Source organism: Clostridium sp. TJA085 (genome assembly GCF_058310235.1).
Window position 1 is genome coordinate 1372044 of the sequence record NZ_JBZEEZ010000001.1, and the last position, 18820, is coordinate 1390863.

Below are 18820 nucleotides of genomic sequence, written 5' to 3' on the forward strand. Positions count from 1 at the left end.
TTTATTTATTATATTTTTCTTCTATTTTAGATATTTTGTCTATTCTTCTTTGATGTCTATCTCCTTCAAAGTTTGAATTTAAGAAAGTTTTCACGATATCAATTGCAAGACCTGTTCCTACAACTCTTTCGCCTAATGCTAATATATTAGCATTATTATGTTCTCTTGTTGCATGAGCACTAAATGTATCTGAACATAAAGCTGCTCTTATTCCTGGTACTTTATTAGCTGATATACTAATTCCAATACCTGTTCCACATACTAATATTCCAAACTCAAATTCATTATTAGCTACTGCTTCAGCAACCTTTAATGCATAATCTGGATAATCACATGATTCTGTACTATATGTTCCAAAATCTTTTGTTTCATATCCATTTTCTTTTAAATATGATATTATTTCATTCTTTAAATTATATCCACCATGATCTGATCCTAATGCTATTTTCATGAAAAACACCTCCAAATATTTATTTAAATTTATAAAAAAAGAAAGTAAGGCATGTAATAAAACATTACACACTTCTAACTTTCTTTAATTTATCTATTAATAAAGGCATTACGCCTTCTAACTCTTTATATATTTTTTGATAAACAGAAATGGTGCTACCGTAAGGGTCAGTCACTTCCCCCTTAACGCCAGCATATTCACAAATTGAAAATACTTTATCTTTATAATTTGGATAGTTTTCTTTTATAAAGTCTCTACCATAATTAGTCATAGTTAATATAATATCTGAATTCTTAATCATACTATCATTTAATTGAATAGCTTGCTTATCTTTTACATCAACATTCAACTCTTCTTTTATAAGTTCAGCTGATTTTTCAGTAACAAAACTACCCGGTACAATAGTAATTCCTGCTGATTGAGCTACTATATCAGAACTATTTATTAATTTATTAAATATTTCCTCAGCCATTGGGCTTCTACAAGTGTTTGCTGTACACACGAAGAGTACCTTCATAAAAAAACCTCCAAAATCTTATACGTTTATAACATCATATCCAGCTGCTTTATTTAATCTATTCATAATAGCAACTCCTAATCCTTCTTCATCAAAAGCTTCCGCTAATATTATATCAACATTTAAATCATTGAAAGCCCTTAATGATTCAAAAAGATTTGATGCAATCTCTTCTAGGTTATTTGATTCACCTAAAATTACTTTTTCACCATTTACATAGCTATTACTATTTTCTTTTGTTGTAAGTATTCCAACTCTTTTTCCTGCATCTATATAATTTTGTACCATTTCATTAATTTTTTCAATAGTTTTTTTTCTATTTCCTTTTATAATTTTTAATTTTGCATTTGGAGCATAATGTCTATACTTCATTCCTGGTGCTTTTGGCTTAAAATCTTTTGAATTACTAATAAGCCCTTTATCTATTTCTATATTTTTATCAACTTCTTTAAGCATCTCTAAAGTTATTCCACCTGGTCTTAATACAAGTGGAGGATTAACTGTACAATCCACTATTGTTGATTCTACACCTACCTTACTTTTTTCTCCACCTATTATATAGTCTACTCTCCCTGTTAAATCTTCCACGCATCTTTCTAAATCTGTTGGACTTGGTTTCCCACTTATATTAGCTGATGGTGCAGCAATAGGAACTCCTGATTCCTTGATTAACTCTAATGCAATTTCATTAGATGGCATTCTAACACCTATTGTATCTAAATTAGCACTTGTTGTCATAGGTATTATATCCTTTTTTTCTAATATTAATGTCATTGGACCTGGCCAAAATTTTTCCATTAATTTTTTAGCAACCTCTGGTACATTTTTAACATATTCATCTATATTTTTAGATGCAACATGAATTATTAAAGGATTATCTTGCGGTCTTCCTTTTGCAATAAATATTTTCTTAACACTCTCTTCATCTAATGCATTTGCTCCTAACCCATAAACTGTTTCAGTTGGAAATGCAACTGTTCCACCATTTTTTATAACTAATGCGGCGTCTTCTATATATTTCTTATCATCGCTTACTTTTTTTATAGTAGCAATCTTTGTTTCCAAAGTTAATTCCTTCTTTCTTAATCTAAAGTTTGCCCACGAGCAATTTTTACATTTTGAATACAATCTTTTGTGAAATGTGCTTTAGGAGAATATTTAAATATCTCATCTAAAAATGGATACTTTTTAAGCCCTCCTTTTTTTATTATTTGAAAATAATATTTTTTATCTGGATTTATTATTCTTACTTTTTTATATTCATCTGCAACATCTTTATATCTATTTAATAAACCTTCTGTTACAGGCTTCATTCTTCTATTTCTTAATTTAGTATCCGTAATAATTATAATTTTCATGTAATCTTCAATTCCATCTGTATGAACTACTGCTATTTTATCACATAATATAGTATTACTTTGATTAAATAATCCTACTTTAAATCTAAGTTTATTATTTTTATAAGAAAACTCTAATTTATTATTATCAATTTTCTTTAAAATAGCTAATAATATAAGTAACTCTAAAATTATTACATAAATTATATAAAATTTAGTTATTATTCCAGTTAACCATAAGGTCATAGGCAAAAATATAGCTAATGCAGACATGCATATATAAAAATTTCTTGAAGATTTTTTTTCCTTTTTCAATGCTAAATATATATCCATCGCCATACTCCTTCTATATTCTAAAAGCCTCACATATTAATGTAAGGCTTTTAGGAAAATTACATTTCTGTATTTCCCATTTGTTTCATTTTTTCAGCTTGATCTGCAGTTATAAGTGCATTTATAACTTCATCAATATCACCATTTAGGAATGTTTCTAACTTGTATAAAGTTAATCCTATTCTATGATCTGTTATTCTTCCTTGTGGATAGTTATAAGTTCTTATTCTTTCACTTCTATCTCCAGTACCAACTTGTGACTTTCTATCTTCAGCGATTCCAGCTGCTCTTTCAGCTTCTGCCATTTCATATAATCTAGCTCTTAATACTTTCATAGCCTTTTCTTTGTTTTTAAGCTGTGATTTTTCATCTTGACATGAAATTACTATTCCTGTTGGTAAGTGAGTAAGTCTTACCGCTGAATCTGTTGTATTAACGCACTGACCACCATTACCTGATGCTCTAAATACATCAAATTTTATATCTTTTTCGTTTATTTCAACTTCTACATCATCAACTTCTGGAAGTACTGCAACAGTAGCTGTTGATGTATGAATTCTACCGCTTGATTCTGTATCTGGAACTCTTTGTACTCTATGAACTCCACTTTCGTATTTAAGCTTTGAATAAGCACCATTACCTTTAATCATAAATACTACTTCTTTCATTCCGCCTATTCCTGTTTCATTTACACTCATAAGTTCAACAGTCCATCTGTTATTTTCAGCATATCTTGTATACATTCTAAAAAGATTTGCTGCAAATAGCGCGGCCTCATCACCACCAGCACCAGCTCTAATTTCAACAAATACGTTTTTATTATCATTAGGATCTTTTGGTAATAAAAGAATTTGAATTCTATTTTCTAATTCTTCTTCTCTTGATTTAAGCTCATTTATTTCTTCATTAAGCATTTCTTTCATTTCTTTATCAGATTCCATTTCAAGCATATCCTTGCTATCTTGTAAATCTTCGATTACTTGTTTATATTCTTTATATGCTCCAACTATGATTTCTAATTCAGCATGTTCTTTGCATAGTTTTCTCCATTCATTTTGGTTTGCCATTATTGATGGATCACTAATTTTTACTGATAATTCATCATACTTGTTCTCTATAAATGCTAATTTATCTAATAACATTCTTATCACTCCGTAATATCTATTTTCATATTTAACTATTATAGCATATATACTAATCTTTTTTCAATATAGGTAAATAGCCAATTACTACCCTATCAAGTCCTGCTAAGTCTTTTAAAACATTAACATTTTTAAATCCTTTTTCAATCATAAGTTTTTTTACATCTTCTCCTTGATCATAGCCAATTTCAAAAGCTAATATACCTTTTCCCTTTAAAACCAAAACACTATCATCAATTATTTTTCTATAAAAAACTAATCCATCTAATCCTCCACTTAAAGCAGTATGAGGCTCATATCCTTTTACATCTTCCATTAAATTACTAATTTCTTCTTCCTTAATATATGGAGGATTTGAAACTATAATATCATATTTTTTTCCTTGATTTATCACTTCAGTTAATAAATCACTCTTTATAAAGGTCATTCTATCTTTTAATTTAAGTTTTTCTATATTTTTTTTGGTTACTTTCTCAGGTTTTTCAAAATAATCTATTGAATCTACTTTTACATTATTTCTATAATTTGCAATTGCTATTCCAATTGCTCCACTCCCTGAACATAAATCACATATTTCTAAACTTTCATTATCATCTATATTCTTAAGTACTTCTTCTACTAGTATTTCTGTATCACCTCTAGGAATTAATACGCCTTCCTCAACAAAAAGCTCTAATCCCATAAACTCACAAGTACCTAAAATATATTTTATAGGCATTTTTTCTTTTCTTTTTTCTATTAATTCAAAGTAATTTTTCTTGTTATCATTATTTATCTTTTCATCACTATGAGTTAATAAATATAATCTATCTCTACCTATTATATGTCCTAGTAAAAGAGTAGCATCTAATCTTGCAGTATCTATATCCACACTTGATAAAGTTTTTGTTCCTTCATCTAAAAGTTCTAATATTGTCATTTTTTCCTCCGGTAATCCTTCCGCCACTTGAAGTGATTTTATTGCAACTTCTATTTGATCATCATCTGGCTCTTTTGTAGTTATTTTTTGAAGCTTTAAGCCTGGTGCTGCAATAATTTTTGCAAATTTATTATTTGATTTTCCAAGCCATTTTATTAATTCATAAGTTACTCCTGAAACAACTGGAATTAATATTATTCTAAGCACTAATCTTTCTAAAAAAGTTCCCCACCCAGTAAATGCAAATATTATTATACTTACAAACATTATTAAAAATAAAAAATTGGTTCCACATCTTGGATGAAACCTTGAATATTTCCTTACATTTTCAACCTTTAAAGGTTCTCCTGCTTCATAACAAAAAATAGTTTTATGTTCTGCTCCATGATATTGAAATAATCTATACATATCTTCCATCTTGCTTACTAAAGTCATATATCCTAAAAGAATTATTATTCTTATTGTTGCTTCAATTATATTAAGCCCTATACTTGGAACATTAAACCATTTAAATATTGATGCTATCCCAGTTGGCAATGCCACAAATAACAATATTGACATTATTATTGCAAATATCATTACTCCAGCCATTATTATATCATCAAATCTCTCTCCAAATTTGCTTTTAAGCCATTTTTCAAATTTAGATGGTTCACTATCTTCTTCAAAAAATGATGCTGAATAATTTATTAGTTTTATTCCCTGAACCATTGAATCAATAAGAACAAATGCACCTCTTATAATCGGTATATTCAATATTTTATATTTCTTAGTTATAGGAACTACTTTTTCAAACTTTACATCTATTTCTCCGTTATCTTTTCTAATTGCGGTAGCCATTCCTTTGCTACCTCTCATCATAACCCCTTCAATAACGGCTTGACCACCAACATCACATTTTTTCAATATATCCCCTCCTATTGCTTGTTTTTATATTTAAAATAACATTCCCCACATAAAGATTCATAAGTTATATTATCCATGTTATCTATTGCAACTTGTTCTCCTTCAAATACAAATCTATCATTTATTTTTCTAGCATTTAAAAGTGCCTTGTTACCACATTTACAAATAGTCTTCATTTCTTCAATACTATGTGCTAAAAGTAATAATCTTTCACTGCCTTCAAAGCCTTCCATTTTAAAATCTGTTCTTAATCCATAACATATTATTGGTATATTTAAAGTTACAGCAATTTCAAATAATTGATCTATCTGTTCCTTCTTTAAAAATTGAACTTCATCTACTAATATACAATCTAATTTCCCATATTCTTTTACATTATTTTTTACTAAATTTAAAATATTTTCCTCTTTTTTAACTAATATATCAACTTCTCTAACTACTCCCAATCTTGAAACAAGTTTATTTCCACCCTTCTTATCAGTTGAAGGTTTCATTAATATAACTCTCATTCCTCTTTCTTCGTAATTATATGCAACTTGCATTAAATGCGTTGATTTTCCTGAGTTCATAGCACCATACCTAAAATATAATTTACTCAAATTTTTTCCTCTCCTTTTACATAACAGTTATTACGATTATAGCATTTCTATCTATTTATAAAAAGTTTTTTTTAATTTTGTCTTTTATTGACTGCTATACACCAATATGATATACTTTAGTGGTTATTTGTTGTGTTAATCACAATGAAATTTTCTCAAAAGAGGTGAAAAATATGAAAAAAGGCATACATCCAGAATACCATCACGACGCAGTGGTTAAGTGTGCATGTGGAAATACTTTTACAACTGGTTCAGTTAAAGAAGAACTTAAAGTAGAAATATGCTCAGAGTGCCATCCATTCTACACTGGTAAACAAAAAATTGTTGACGTTGGTGGAAGAGTTGATAAGTTCAAGAAGAAATTCAACATTAAATAAGAAATTTAGGGAAAGACTTTTTGTCTTTCCCATTTTCTTTTTATAAATTTTATTTTAATTAATCAAAAATAATGATAGACTATATATGATTGAAATTATAATAAATTTTAGATGAAGCGAGTGAATTACATGAAAAAGGTTCTTATATTAACCACTTCAACTGGACAGGGTCATAATCAAGCTGCAAAATCACTTAGCGAATTATTTAAAAAAAATGATTTTAAATGCGTAAGTTATGACTTTTTAAGTAATAGCAGTAGATTTTTAATAGAAGCTATTGTTGGTGGGTATGAAATTTCTGCCATGAATTTTCCAAACATTTATGGATTTGTCTACAAACTAACTAATAACAAATATATAAATTCATTAACACGTATACCATTCTTTTTAGTAAAAAAAAGACTTTTAAGCTTAATAAATATAGAAAAACCAGATATTATAATATCGACGCATCCTTTAAGTATATGTATAATGGATAAATTAAAGGAAGACGGATTAAATATTCCATTTGTATCAGTAGTTACAGATTTTAAAGCTCATTATAGTTACATAGGAAAAAATGTGGACGCCTACATTACTGGAAGCGAATTCACCAAAAATTCTTTAATAGATAAAAAAATTGAAAAAGAAAAAATTTATCCTTTAGGAATACCAATTAGGGAATCATTTTTTGAAAATGACGAAAACATACCAAATATAAAAAGTAACGATTTTTTCAATATTTTATTAATGAGCGGAAGTATGGGACTAAAAAATATTTCTTATGTCCTAACCGAACTTCTTAAGAATAAACATAAACTTAGAATAACCGTTGTTTGTGGTAATAATAAAAAATTAAAAGAAGACTTAATAAAAAACTGCTCTAAAGCATATCCTGATAAAAAATTACACATTCTTGGATTTTCAAATGATATAGCATCTTTTATGGAATATTCAGATGTATTAATTTCAAAGCCAGGCGGACTTACAGTTACCGAATCTATAGTTAAAGATTTACCATTAGTAATTCCTTTCGCAATACCTGGTCAAGAACAAGAAAATACAGAGTTTTTAACTTCTGAAGGTTATGCAATAGAAGTAAAAAAGATAGAAGATATCAATAAAATTATAGATTCTCTTATTGATAATCCTAATAACTTAACTAAAATGAAATCTAAAATTTCGAAATTATCCAATACTTATTCTTTAAATTCAATTGTAAAATTAGCAGATGATTTAATAAAAAGAACTAATATAAAGGAATAGCCTTTATATTAGTTCTTTTTTTAAATATTATTCTTTTCAAAATTCCTTATAAATTCTTCATTATTTTTAGTTTTTGATAATGTCTTTATAAGTTTTTCTGTTACACTATCTATATTTCCTTCATTATACATTACTTTTCTTATTGTATATGCAACATCTTTTTCTTCGCTTGTTAATAATAAATCTTCTTTTCTAGTTCCTGACTTATATATATCTATTGCAGGGAAAATTCTTCTTTCCTGAAGTCTTCTATCTAAATGAACTTCCATATTTCCAGTTCCCTTAAATTCTTCAAATATCATATCATCCATTCTTGATCCTGTATCAACTAATGCAGTAGCTAATATAGTTAAACTTCCACCTTCTTCTATATTTCTAGCAGCACCAAAAAACTTTTTAGGCATAATTAATGCACCAGGATCAAGCCCTCCAGTTAAAGTTCTTCCAGTTGGAGTTATTGTTAAGTTATAAGCTCTTGAAAGCCTTGTTAAACTATCTAAAAGTATAACTACATCTTGACCTTGTTCAACTCTTCTCTTACCATGTTCTAAAACCATTTGAGATACTTTTTCATGATTTTGTGGTTCTTCATCAAATGTTGAATAGACAACTTCTCCATTAATTGATCTTTGCATATCTGTAACTTCTTCTGGTCTTTCATCTATAAGAAGTACTATAAGCTTAACTTCTGGACAATTCTTTGAAATATTTTGAGCTAATTTCTTTAAAAGAGTTGTTTTACCCGCTTTTGGTGGTGCAACAATCATCCCCCTTTGACCTTTTCCTAATGGACATATTATATCCATAAGTCTTGTTGAAAGATCATTTTCCTCCGGTCTTTCAAGTCTAATTCTTTCTTTCGGATATATAGGTGTTAATTTTTCAAAAGGTGTTCTTCCTATAGCTTTTTCAGGACTTTCATCATTAACCTTTTCTAAATATATTAAAGCTTTAAATTTTTCTCCTTCTTTTGGCTCTCTAACTTTTCCTTCAAGTTTATCACCAGTAGATAAGTTAAATCTTCTTATTTGAGCTGGAGATACATAAACATCTTCACTACTACTTAAACAATTTTTTCCTCTTAAAAATCCAAAGCTATTATTTTCTTGTATTTCTAATATTCCTGAAACTACTTGTGCTTGATTAAAGCTTCTATCTCCATTTAAGTTATTATTACTATTATTATTGTTGTTATTATTATAATAATTTCTATTGTTATTATTACTATAATTCTCTTTAACCTTTGGAGCTATTTTTTCCTTTAATATAACACCGTCTTTTTCTATTGAATTTACACTGTGTTTTAATATTTCCTCTATCAATTCGCCTTTTTTATATTTTGATATATTTTTTATTCCTAATTCTTTAGCAACTTCTTTAAGTTTTGCTAAAGTCATGCCTTCATAAACTTCTTTTGTCAAAATGGCACCTCCATATTTTTAATTTATCCTAAGCCCAAATTAATATATATTTTATTTTAAAACATCGCTATTTAAATAATTTAGCAAAAGTTTGTATAGACTAATAAATATTATCTACACAATAAATTAACTTTATATAAACTAATTTTAGTGGAATTATTTAGATAAGATTTCTAGATAAGATTTATAACATTAATTATCTTTTAATCCTATAACAATTTCAAGATATATGTAATAATTAAAACTATTAATTATTATGTACAATCATTCATTATTATAGACAAAACTAATATATTTATTTTTTACTTTAATTATATAATACTACTTATAATTTAAATTTACAAAATTTTGTTAAAGAAATTAATATTAATATCACAAAAATAAAAGGATATTCTTTATTAGAATATCCTTTTTATAATATATTATTTTTTATGATTTAATGAAGCCTCTATAAAACCTTCAAATAATGGATGTGGTCTATTTGGTCTTGATTTTAGTTCTGGATGGAATTGAGCTGCTACAAACCATGGATGTTCTTCTATTTCAACTATCTCAACTAATCTTCCATCTGGACTTGTTCCTGAAATCTTCATTCCCATTTCAGTTATTTGTGATCTATATTCATTGTTAAATTCATATCTATGTCTATGTCTTTCATAAATAACTTCATCTTTATATGAATCATAAGCTTTTGTTTCTTTATCTAACTTACAAGGATATAATCCAAGTCTCATTGTTCCACCTAAGTCTTCAATATCTTTTTGCTCTGGCATTATATCTATAACTGGATATTTTGTATCACTACTTAATTCTGAGCTATGAGCCCCTTCTAATCCTACAACATTTCTCGCAAATTCAATTACAGCACACTGCATTCCAAGACATATTCCAAGGAAAGGTACTTTATTTTCTCTAGCCCATCTTATAGCTTCTATTTTACCTTCTACTCCTCTATCTCCAAAACCACCTGGAACTAATACTCCATCTACTCCTGATAAAACTTCATTTACATCTTGATTTTCTAATTCTTCAGCATTAATCCATTTTATATTTACATTAGCATTGTTTGTAAGTCCACCATGACTTAATGCTTCTACAACTGATATATATGCATCATGTAATTCAACATATTTACCAACTAAAGCTATTGTAACTTCTTTTTCTAAATTCTTTATTCTATGTACCATATCAATCCACTGTGAATTATCTATGTCTTTACATCCTAAATGTAATTTTTCACATACTAAATTATCTAATCCTTCTGAATGTAACATTAATGGTACTTCATATAAGTGTTCTGCATCTAAGTTTTGAATAACTGATCTTCCATCTACATTACAGAATAATCCTATTTTATTTTTTATGTCATCTGATAATTCTTTTTCTGATCTACAAACTATTATATCTGGTTGAATTCCTATTGTTCTTAACTCTTTAACTGAATGTTGAGTTGGTTTAGTTTTTAACTCTCCAGCTTTTCCAAGGTATGGAACTAAAGTAACGTGTATAAAGCATACATTTTCAGCTCCAACTTCACTTCTTACTTGTCTTATTGCTTCTAAGAAAGGTTGTGATTCTATATCTCCAACTGTTCCACCAATTTCTGTTATTACAACATCTACATCTCTTTCTTTTCCTGCTCTATAAACTTTATCTTTTATTGCATTTGTAATATGAGGTATTACTTGAACTGTTCCTCCTAAGTATTCTCCTCTTCTTTCTTTTGAAATAACTGACCAATATATTCTACCAGTTGTTATATTACTATTTTGAGTTAAATTTTCATCTATAAATCTTTCATAATGTCCTAAATCTAAATCTGTTTCAGCTCCATCATCAGTTACGAAAACTTCTCCGTGTTGATATGGGCTCATTGTTCCTGGATCAACATTTAAATATGGATCAAACTTTTGTATTGATACATTTAAACCTCTGTTTTTTAATAATCTTCCAAGTGATGCAGCTGTTATTCCTTTTCCTAATGCTGATACTACTCCACCTGTTACAAATACATATTTAGTTTGTTTATTCATTTTAATTTCCTCCCTATGAGAAATATTTATTGACATACAGCATTTTTACAATTATAATAGATATTACCCCATAAATTTTATTTATGGGGTATGTGTGCTGTATTAATTTCTTTTAATAACATAGATAATATACTACCATAATTAATTATTAATATCTAGTCATTTTTTATTTAAATTTTATTTACATTTATATTCTTGCTTCAAGTTTTCTTTCTAATTCAAAATATTTATCCCTAAACCTCTTATTTATAAGCAATTTTTCTTCTGCTTTTTGATAATTATAATTTATACCTTTCTTTGTTTTTACATTTAAAATTTCTTTTATATTCTCTTCATTAAAACAATCATATTTTTTTAAAAATAAAAGTATTAAATATCTCATTTCTTTTTCTTTTAGTATATGAATAAGTTCCTCATTAGATAAATTTTTCATCTGACTTATTTCCTCTATAATTTCAACATATCTTGTTTTCATTATCATATATAATTACCTCCTAATTTAATTATTACCATTTTTTGTATTTTTAATATGTATAATAAAAAAATATATAAAAAGATGGTAGATTCTATCTACCATCTTTTTTATGCATTTATATCTAATTTTAACTTTGTTTTTATAGCAGGTTGTCCTGCAACTTGCATTTCATATTCTATAGTTACTTTACCACCATCTTCTTTAACATCTATTTCTAAATTTTTAGTATCAATAGATAATTCAAGCATCCCATATGGTGTATTATAAAGAGATACGGTAGGTTTATTTTTCTCAAAATGCATTTTAGTACTTGTACTTCCTTCTCTTTCAAGCACAACATAATTTTCACCTATTCTAAGCTTAGTATCAGTTCCTTGCATTCCTGATATTTCTGTTTCTTTATATGATGCAATAAATTCATTATTTTCTAAACTTAAAATTCCAGGTGTAATAACTTCTATAAGTTCATCATTTTGCATAGTAGCATTACTTACTATTTTTATAACTGCTTTTTTCTCCAAATCTATCCCCCCTTATTTTATTTGTATTATGTATTTAAGTATTTCTTCTTCACTTGCAGGTTTAACCTTCAATACACCTTCAAACTTACATCCAAATTTACCATAAGATATTTCAACTTCATCTAAATCTTTTCCTTTGCAATATCTTCCCGCTATTTTAGCTGCTAAAATTTTATCATCTTCATTACATTTGCCATGAATAATTACCATTGCACCATTATGACTAGTTGGATAAAATACTAAATCTTCTTTTGTTAAAAATGATTTTATCTCATCACCTTCTACTTTAGTTCTTGTTGCAATTATAGTACATCCATTATCACTAACAAAATGTCTTCCATATCTTAATAATTCTATTTCGGTTGGTGTTGCATCACCATTTCTTTGAAGTGTTTCTTTTAATCTTAATGAATAATTTGGTTCTGTTAATCTACATCCACCAGCTGGTGATGGATAATCTTTTATTCCCCACTTATCAGCAAGCTCCATTTGAATCTTTCTACTTCTTCCTGATATATTAAGAAGCTTTTCTCTATCTACTAATCCATTCTTCTCCATATCAGTTTCGTCAAGATTTTTAGCACATAAAGGTCTAAGTATTTTATCATCAAAGCCTGATTCTTTTCTTACCTTATTTAAAGCTTGTCTATTTTGAGACATTGGTCTTTGGTTTAAAACTTCACCAGTTATTATAAAATCAGCATTAAACTTCTTTAATAATTCTCCTGAATATCTCATCATCATAGCATGACAATCTATACAAGGATTCATATTTTTTCCCCAACCATTTTTAGGGTCCTTAACCATTTCAAAATGTTCCTTTGAAAAATCTACAACTTCTAAAGGTATATCTATTTGTTTAGTCATTCTTAAGGCATTTTCCTCATTAAAAAAGTATGATCTAAAACAAATTCCTATAACATCTATCCCTTGATCTTTTATTAATTTTGCAGCTAATATACTATCTAATCCACCTGAAATCATTGCTAATGCTCTAGTCATTAAATTTTCCTCCTATATTTCACATAATTCAAAACTACATATTTTAAATTCATAAATTGTTACAAATTATAGTTTATGATTCTTCTTTAGTTTTATCAAGTTAAATTTTAATATAACATAATATTAAAACACATCTTTTAATACTTCTATAAACTTAAATTTCAAATTATAATTTTCTTTTTCTTCTTTTTGTACTATTTCATCCATTCTCTTTTCAGTTTCATTATACGCAACCTCTCCTTTAGTTACATCAACAAAACATAATGGTGGAAACATTACACACCACCAATTCTGCCCAACCGAATCTCCTATAAGTATCCTATAAGCTTCATATTCACCTTGAGGTAATGTTATGTTACCATAAACCTTTTCTGGAAAATTTTCTTTTGATAATTGACTATCTATCTTATAATTATATCCTTTATCTTTAACCACATTTTTAGCTATTTCTTTAACCTTCTTATCATTTTCTTTTATTATTTTCCTTGATTGATTTATACTTTTTGATTGAGCTANCTTCATATTCACCTTGAGGTAATGTTATGTTACCATAAACCTTTTCTGGAAAATTTTCTTTTGATAATTGACTATCTATCTTATAATTATATCCTTTATCTTTAACCACATTTTTAGCTATTTCTTTAACCTTCTTATCATTTTCTTTTATTATTTTCCTTGATTGATTTATACTTTTTGATTGAGCTAACTTTGGCTCTAAATATTTTATAACTTCATCTCTAATTTCAAGTTTTAATTTTTGATCCTTTTCACTATCACTATTCGCTATAACATGAAATCTTATAATCTCATCTTTAATTTTATCATAATCATATATTACTTCATTATTTAAGTTATCTTTTACCTTTGCACTACTTTCAAAATAGCTTGTACTAAAATTTAAAACAAATATAACCCCAAACATAATACCAAATATAACTTTCTTCATAATAAAACCCCCTTATCTAGTAATCATTATTACCATTAAAGAGAGTTTTATACATTTATTTTATATAGTTCTTGTTATAAATACATCTTTATATTTTTTCTTCATATTTTCAAAACATAATTGAGCTTTAAGCATATCATCAAAAAATGCAAAAACAGTTGGACCGCTACCGCTCATCATACTACCTATAGCCCCATTTTCCATCATACTTTGTTTTATTGATACAATCTCTTTATATTTAGAAAGTGTTACATTCTCAAGTAAGTTTTTCATATTTTGTGATACAAATTCTAAATTATCATTCCCCATTGCCTCTATAAGATTTTCTACCTTTGGATGAAATACAACTTTTGAAAGGTCAAATTCTTGATATACACCTTTAGTTGAAACACCAAATGGTGGTTTTACTAAAACTAATATTTTATCTTTGAAAGATTTTAACTTAGTTAATTTTTCTCCTATCCCTTCACATAAAGCTGTACCACCTACTATACAATAGGGAACATCAGCACCAAGTCTTACCCCTAAATCCATAAGTTGTTTTTCAGTAAGTTTAGTGTTAAATAATTCATTCATTAATTTTAATACAGCTGCACAATCTGTGCTTCCTCCAGCCAAACCAGCCGATACAGGTATATTTTTCTTTATATTTATGTTTACTCCACAGTCTATATTAAATTCTTCTATAAATAACTTAGCTGCTTTATAAGCTAAATTCCTTTCATCTGTTGGAACATACGGTTTATTACAGCTTATTTTTATTCCTCTTTTTATTTTATCTACTGTTATCTCATCATATAAATCTATAGCTTGCATTATCATTCTTAATAAATGATACCCATCTTCTCTTTTACCAATTATATCTAATGCTATATTAACTTTAGCATACGCTTTAGTTTTCATAATGTATACCTTCCCTCTGATAATGTTATTTCATATTTTATCATAGCTGATTTTTTATGTCTATTTTTGTAATATAAAATAATAAGCATATAAAATTCATTGAAATCATTCAAGAAATTTATATGCTCAAACTATTATAAATTCACCAAATCCTCTTTATCTTCTTTTATTTTATTATTAATTAATTCAATAACTTCTCTTAGTGGATTTAGCTGTTCAAAAAATACTATAACAATATCTCCTTCACCACTAACTCTCAAAGCTTCTTTAAAAGCTTCAACTTCATTTAATATTATTTTTCTATTAACACTTTCCTGTAATCCTTCTTCTATTAAATTGGCAATTTCTCCAGGTTCTCTACCTCTTCTATCAGCATCTTCTTTTATTATTACATAATCTAAATTCTCTCCACTTATTTTTCCTATTTCTTTTGCCATCTTATTACTTCTATCACCCGGAATTCCTATTACTCCAATTAACTTTTTATAATTCATATTTTTTAAGGATTTAAAAATAGCTTTATATCCTTCAATATTATGTCCGTAATCTAATACTACTTTTTTACCATCTACATAATACATATTAAATCTACCTGAATTATGATTACTATCTAACTTAAATTTACTTAATCCCCTAGCAATCATACAATAATCTATACCTAATCCAACTAATACTGAACAAGCACCAAGAACATTTTCTATATTAAATGTTAAAGTTCCATTTAAAGTTATTGGTATATCATTTATGTTTATAACATTATATTTTCTTTTATTGTTTATCACACATAACATATTATCTTCTATGAATATTGCTTTTTTACCTTCATTGATATTTTTTTGTATCAACGGATTATCCTTAGATTTTGCAAAAAATATTACTTCTCCTTTAGCCCTATTTATTAGTTTCTTACTCCACTCATCATCTGCATTTAAAACTGAATATCCATTTGGCTTTACAGCTTCAATAACTAAAGATTTAACAAAACTTAAATCCTCAAGAGTATTTATATTATCAATTCCTAAATGATCATCAGTGATATTTGTTATAATACCAACATCAGCTAAATCATATGCTAAACCATTTCTTATCATTCCACCTCTTGCAGTTTCAAGTACAGCTACATCTACATCTTTATTTAATAAAACTGCTCTTGCACTTTCATATCCAGTATCATCTCCTATATCTATACACTCATCACCTATACATATTCCATCAGTTGATGTCATACCTACAGTATTACCCATTAATTTCAACACATAAGCTATAATTCTTGTAGTAGTTGTTTTTCCATTAGTCCCTGTTATTGATACTAAAGGTATATTTCTAGGATTTCCACCATAAATATGATTTAATATACATTTTCCAACATCCCTACTTTTTCCTTTTGTTGGATAATGATGCATTCTTATTCCTGGAGCTGCATTAACTTCTATTATAGCCCCATCTTCATTTATTGGCTTACTTATGTCTTTTGCTATTATATCTACACCACATATATCTAGTCCAATAGCTTTAGCAGCCCTTATACAAAACTCTTTATTTTCTTTACATATTAAATCAGTACAATCTACCGCTACTCCACCAGTTGAAAGATTGGCATTTATTCTTAAAGTTATTTCCTCACCTTCATTTGGAACACTATCTATAGTAAAACCTTGCTTGTTTAAAATTAAATTCATTTCTTCATTAATTTTAACTTTTGTTAGAGGTTTTTCATGATCTTCTCCTCTTAAAGGATCAGAATTTAATTCTTCAACCAAACTTCTAATATTTCTTTTACCATCCCCATAAACTTTAGGCGGTATTCTTAGTGAAACTGCTACAACTTCATTACCTACAACACAAACTCTATAATCATTTCCTGATATATATTTTTCTATAATTATTTCCTTTTTATCTAAACTAAACTTATTATAAACTTGCATAAGTTCTTTTTCATCTTTTATATTTAAATATACATCCTTGCCTTGATTCCCACATTTAGGCTTTAAAACCACTGGATAACCTATATCCTCAGCTGCTTTTAATAAATTTATTATGTTATAAACTTTTTCTCCTCTAACAACTGGTATACTTTGACTACATAAAAGTTTTTTAGTTAATAACTTATCACAAGCTATATCTACACCTATACATTTTGTAGAATTACCTATAGTAGCTTCTATCATTCTGCCTTGTTTTCCATATCCAATTTGATAATACCCTGAGTTATAAAGCTGAAAGACCGGCATTCCAACATCCTCAGCTGCTTTTTTTATTGCTTCTGTGCTAGGTCCAATGGATTCATATCTCATATTTTCAATAATTAAATCTAATCTTTCATTGAAATTAATTCCCTTTTCTTCTATTAAAGAATTAATAAAATCTACTGCTAACTTTCCAACTTCAATAGCAGTATCTTCATATACATATTCATAAATAATATAATAATGTTCTCCTTCACATTCTCTAGCTTTACCATAAGATACATCTAATCCTATCATATTTTGAATTGCAATTATTATATGTTCACATATATGTGATAGATACGTTCCTTCATTTAATCTTATTACAAAACCACCTTCTACATCTATTCCACATCTATGTTCCTTAAGAATTGGTAATGTTCTTAATAATATTTCATTAAAATTATTAATTTTTTTACTTGGTATTTCAGAATATCCTTCTAAATCGACATCCATTCTCACGCACTTTCTATGAGAGTAAATATTCCTTCCATTAAATATTCTTATCCCTGTTATCCTCATCTCTTATTACTTCCTCCTCAAAAGGTATCTTTTTTAATAAATCAAATCTATTTCCTTCTATTAATACATGTAATTTTACATTGAATATACTTAATGGCTTATTTCTGTATTGCTCTGATATATTAGTATGATCTATTTTACTTCCATCTATTATATAAACTGCACCATTTCCAATAACTCTTAATAACTTTCTCTCATCAATAATTACAGCCGTATCTTCATCAATACCTACCCCTAAATATTCTGGATTTTCTGCAACACCAGTAAGAAGCCTTCCTATTCTTCCTCTTTGTATAAAATGTTGATCAATTATAATATTTTCTAAAAAACCTAATCCAGGTGACATATTAATACTATGCTTTTTAGGGGCTTCTTCATCATCCCCCTCTAAAATCATAGTTGAACTCATAACTGAAGCTCCTGCAGAAGTTCCAACAATAATTTTTCCATTATGTAAACTGTCTAAAAGAGCATCATTAATAGGCGTTCCACCTATAAGACTGGTTATTCTTAGCTGATCTCCTCCAGTAAAAAATATAAGTTTAGATAAAGTAATTTTTTCTATATTTTCTTCTAGATAAGCTTCTTTTCTATCATCTATATTTAAAAACTCTATGTTTTTTACTCCTATTTCATTAAATACTTTATTATAAATATCTTTCATTTCATCTTGAACTTCTGATGCAATAGTTGCAACAAGTAATGTATCTTTATCTTTATTTATTAATTCACATACTTCATTTAATATTTTTTTTCTACCTTTTTTATCTTCTGCACCACCTATTATAATAAGCTTATAGTTTAACCTAGATTTCATAATAATCACCTCAAATCATGCATTTTTTATTATTTCCAACAAAATTACTATTTATTCAAAAGATTTCTATAACCTCTATAAAATAGCGTGTAATATTAAAAATATATATTAAATTCTTTATAATCTAAT

General features: G+C 27.4%; 19 protein-coding genes. 2 read left to right on the top strand and 17 right to left on the bottom strand.

The window, feature by feature from the left end; genetic code table 11:
* Position 1: 1 nt before the first annotated feature.
* The 7 genes from rpiB to AC4FQW_RS07025 form a co-directional block, all read right to left on the bottom strand.
* A complete protein-coding gene (gene rpiB / locus AC4FQW_RS06995; RefSeq protein WP_491148067.1) occupies positions 2–451 on the bottom strand; it encodes a ribose 5-phosphate isomerase B in 450 nt (149 codons plus the stop codon).
* A gap of 64 nt (positions 452–515) precedes the next feature.
* A complete protein-coding gene (locus AC4FQW_RS07000) occupies positions 516–968 on the bottom strand; it encodes a low molecular weight protein arginine phosphatase (RefSeq protein WP_303129947.1) in 453 nt (150 codons plus the stop codon).
* 18 nt (positions 969–986) lie between these two features.
* Positions 987–2033 carry an L-threonylcarbamoyladenylate synthase gene (locus AC4FQW_RS07005; protein ID WP_491148069.1) on the bottom strand — a complete coding sequence of 349 codons (1047 nt, stop codon included), beginning with the start codon at positions 2031–2033 and terminating at the stop codon, positions 987–989.
* Between the two features lie 17 nt (positions 2034–2050).
* Positions 2051–2638 carry a hypothetical protein gene (locus AC4FQW_RS07010; RefSeq protein WP_303129950.1) on the bottom strand — a complete coding sequence of 196 codons (588 nt, stop codon included), beginning with the start codon at positions 2636–2638 and terminating at the stop codon, positions 2051–2053.
* Between the two features lie 59 nt (positions 2639–2697).
* Positions 2698–3780 (bottom strand): peptide chain release factor 1, encoded by a 1083-nt coding sequence (gene prfA / locus AC4FQW_RS07015; protein ID WP_491148071.1) that lies wholly within the window; start codon positions 3778–3780, stop codon positions 2698–2700.
* A 52-nt stretch (positions 3781–3832) separates the two neighbouring features.
* On the bottom strand, positions 3833–5605 hold the full coding sequence (prmC, locus tag AC4FQW_RS07020) for a peptide chain release factor N(5)-glutamine methyltransferase (protein WP_491148073.1): 1773 nt from the start codon (positions 5603–5605) through the stop codon (positions 3833–3835).
* Between the two features lie 11 nt (positions 5606–5616).
* Positions 5617–6204, bottom strand: coding sequence for a thymidine kinase (locus tag AC4FQW_RS07025; protein ID WP_491148075.1), 588 nt, complete (start codon positions 6202–6204; stop codon positions 5617–5619).
* Positions 6205–6377: 173 nt separating this feature from the next.
* Between AC4FQW_RS07025 and rpmE the strand changes: the two genes are divergently transcribed.
* Together rpmE and AC4FQW_RS07035 are read left to right on the top strand one after the other, a co-directional pair.
* Positions 6378–6581, top strand: coding sequence for a 50S ribosomal protein L31 (gene rpmE, locus AC4FQW_RS07030; protein WP_303129960.1), 204 nt, complete (start codon positions 6378–6380; stop codon positions 6579–6581).
* A gap of 129 nt (positions 6582–6710) precedes the next feature.
* Positions 6711–7826, top strand: a complete 1116-nt coding sequence (locus AC4FQW_RS07035; protein ID WP_491148170.1) for an MGDG synthase family glycosyltransferase — start codon at positions 6711–6713, stop codon at positions 7824–7826.
* A gap of 20 nt (positions 7827–7846) precedes the next feature.
* On the opposite strand, the gene rho is transcribed toward AC4FQW_RS07035, so the two are convergent.
* The 10 genes from rho to AC4FQW_RS07085 form a co-directional block, all read right to left on the bottom strand.
* Positions 7847–9247 carry a transcription termination factor Rho gene (gene rho / locus AC4FQW_RS07040; RefSeq protein WP_491148077.1) on the bottom strand — a complete coding sequence of 467 codons (1401 nt, stop codon included), beginning with the start codon at positions 9245–9247 and terminating at the stop codon, positions 7847–7849.
* Between the two features lie 422 nt (positions 9248–9669).
* The gene (pyrG, locus tag AC4FQW_RS07045) at positions 9670–11280 is read right to left on the bottom strand and encodes a CTP synthase (RefSeq protein WP_491148078.1); all 1611 of its coding nucleotides are present in this window, start codon (positions 11278–11280) and stop codon (positions 9670–9672) included.
* A gap of 187 nt (positions 11281–11467) precedes the next feature.
* The gene (locus tag AC4FQW_RS07050) at positions 11468–11761 is read right to left on the bottom strand and encodes a hypothetical protein (protein WP_491148080.1); all 294 of its coding nucleotides are present in this window, start codon (positions 11759–11761) and stop codon (positions 11468–11470) included.
* Between the two features lie 101 nt (positions 11762–11862).
* On the bottom strand, positions 11863–12276 hold the full coding sequence (locus AC4FQW_RS07055) for a YwiB family protein (protein WP_303130481.1): 414 nt from the start codon (positions 12274–12276) through the stop codon (positions 11863–11865).
* Between the two features lie 12 nt (positions 12277–12288).
* The gene (locus AC4FQW_RS07060) at positions 12289–13278 is read right to left on the bottom strand and encodes a tRNA 4-thiouridine(8) synthase ThiI (RefSeq protein WP_303130482.1); all 990 of its coding nucleotides are present in this window, start codon (positions 13276–13278) and stop codon (positions 12289–12291) included.
* 123 nt (positions 13279–13401) lie between these two features.
* Entirely contained in the window at positions 13402–13800 is a 399-nt protein-coding gene (locus AC4FQW_RS07065) for a stage II sporulation protein R (protein ID WP_491148082.1), read from the bottom strand.
* A complete protein-coding gene (locus AC4FQW_RS07070; protein ID WP_491148083.1) occupies positions 13742–14224 on the bottom strand; it encodes a stage II sporulation protein R in 483 nt (160 codons plus the stop codon). Before AC4FQW_RS07070 ends, AC4FQW_RS07065 begins: the two co-directional genes overlap by 59 nt.
* 60 nt (positions 14225–14284) lie before the next feature.
* Positions 14285–15127: a 4-(cytidine 5'-diphospho)-2-C-methyl-D-erythritol kinase gene (ispE, locus tag AC4FQW_RS07075; protein WP_303130485.1), complete on the bottom strand. Its 843-nt coding sequence runs from the start codon at positions 15125–15127 to the stop codon at positions 14285–14287.
* A gap of 134 nt (positions 15128–15261) precedes the next feature.
* Positions 15262–17874, bottom strand: a complete 2613-nt coding sequence (gene cphA, locus AC4FQW_RS07080; protein WP_491148084.1) for a cyanophycin synthetase — start codon at positions 17872–17874, stop codon at positions 15262–15264.
* Positions 17846–18691, bottom strand: a complete 846-nt coding sequence (locus AC4FQW_RS07085; RefSeq protein WP_303130488.1) for a cyanophycinase — start codon at positions 18689–18691, stop codon at positions 17846–17848. The genes cphA and AC4FQW_RS07085 overlap by 29 nt, the downstream gene beginning before the upstream one ends.
* Positions 18692–18820 lie beyond the last annotated feature (129 nt).

Coding starts and splice junctions, on each gene's coding strand:
- rpiB (WP_491148067.1), bottom strand. CDS start 451: ATGAAAATAGCATTAGGATCAGATCATGGTGGATATAATTTAAAGAAT.
- AC4FQW_RS07000 (WP_303129947.1), bottom strand. CDS start 968: ATGAAGGTACTCTTCGTGTGTACAGCAAACACTTGTAGAAGCCCAATG.
- AC4FQW_RS07010 (WP_303129950.1), bottom strand. CDS start 2,638: ATGGATATATATTTAGCATTGAAAAAGGAAAAAAAATCTTCAAGAAAT.
- prfA (WP_491148071.1), bottom strand. CDS start 3,780: ATGTTATTAGATAAATTAGCATTTATAGAGAACAAGTATGATGAATTA.
- rpmE (WP_303129960.1), top strand. CDS start 6,378: ATGAAAAAAGGCATACATCCAGAATACCATCACGACGCAGTGGTTAAG.
- AC4FQW_RS07035 (WP_491148170.1), top strand. CDS start 6,711: ATGAAAAAGGTTCTTATATTAACCACTTCAACTGGACAGGGTCATAAT.
- pyrG (WP_491148078.1), bottom strand. CDS start 11,280: ATGAATAAACAAACTAAATATGTATTTGTAACAGGTGGAGTAGTATCA.
- AC4FQW_RS07050 (WP_491148080.1), bottom strand. CDS start 11,761: ATGATAATGAAAACAAGATATGTTGAAATTATAGAGGAAATAAGTCAG.
- AC4FQW_RS07060 (WP_303130482.1), bottom strand. CDS start 13,278: ATGACTAGAGCATTAGCAATGATTTCAGGTGGATTAGATAGTATATTA.
- ispE (WP_303130485.1), bottom strand. CDS start 15,127: ATGAAAACTAAAGCGTATGCTAAAGTTAATATAGCATTAGATATAATT.
- cphA (WP_491148084.1), bottom strand. CDS start 17,874: ATGAGGATAACAGGGATAAGAATATTTAATGGAAGGAATATTTACTCT.
- AC4FQW_RS07085 (WP_303130488.1), bottom strand. CDS start 18,691: ATGAAATCTAGGTTAAACTATAAGCTTATTATAATAGGTGGTGCAGAA.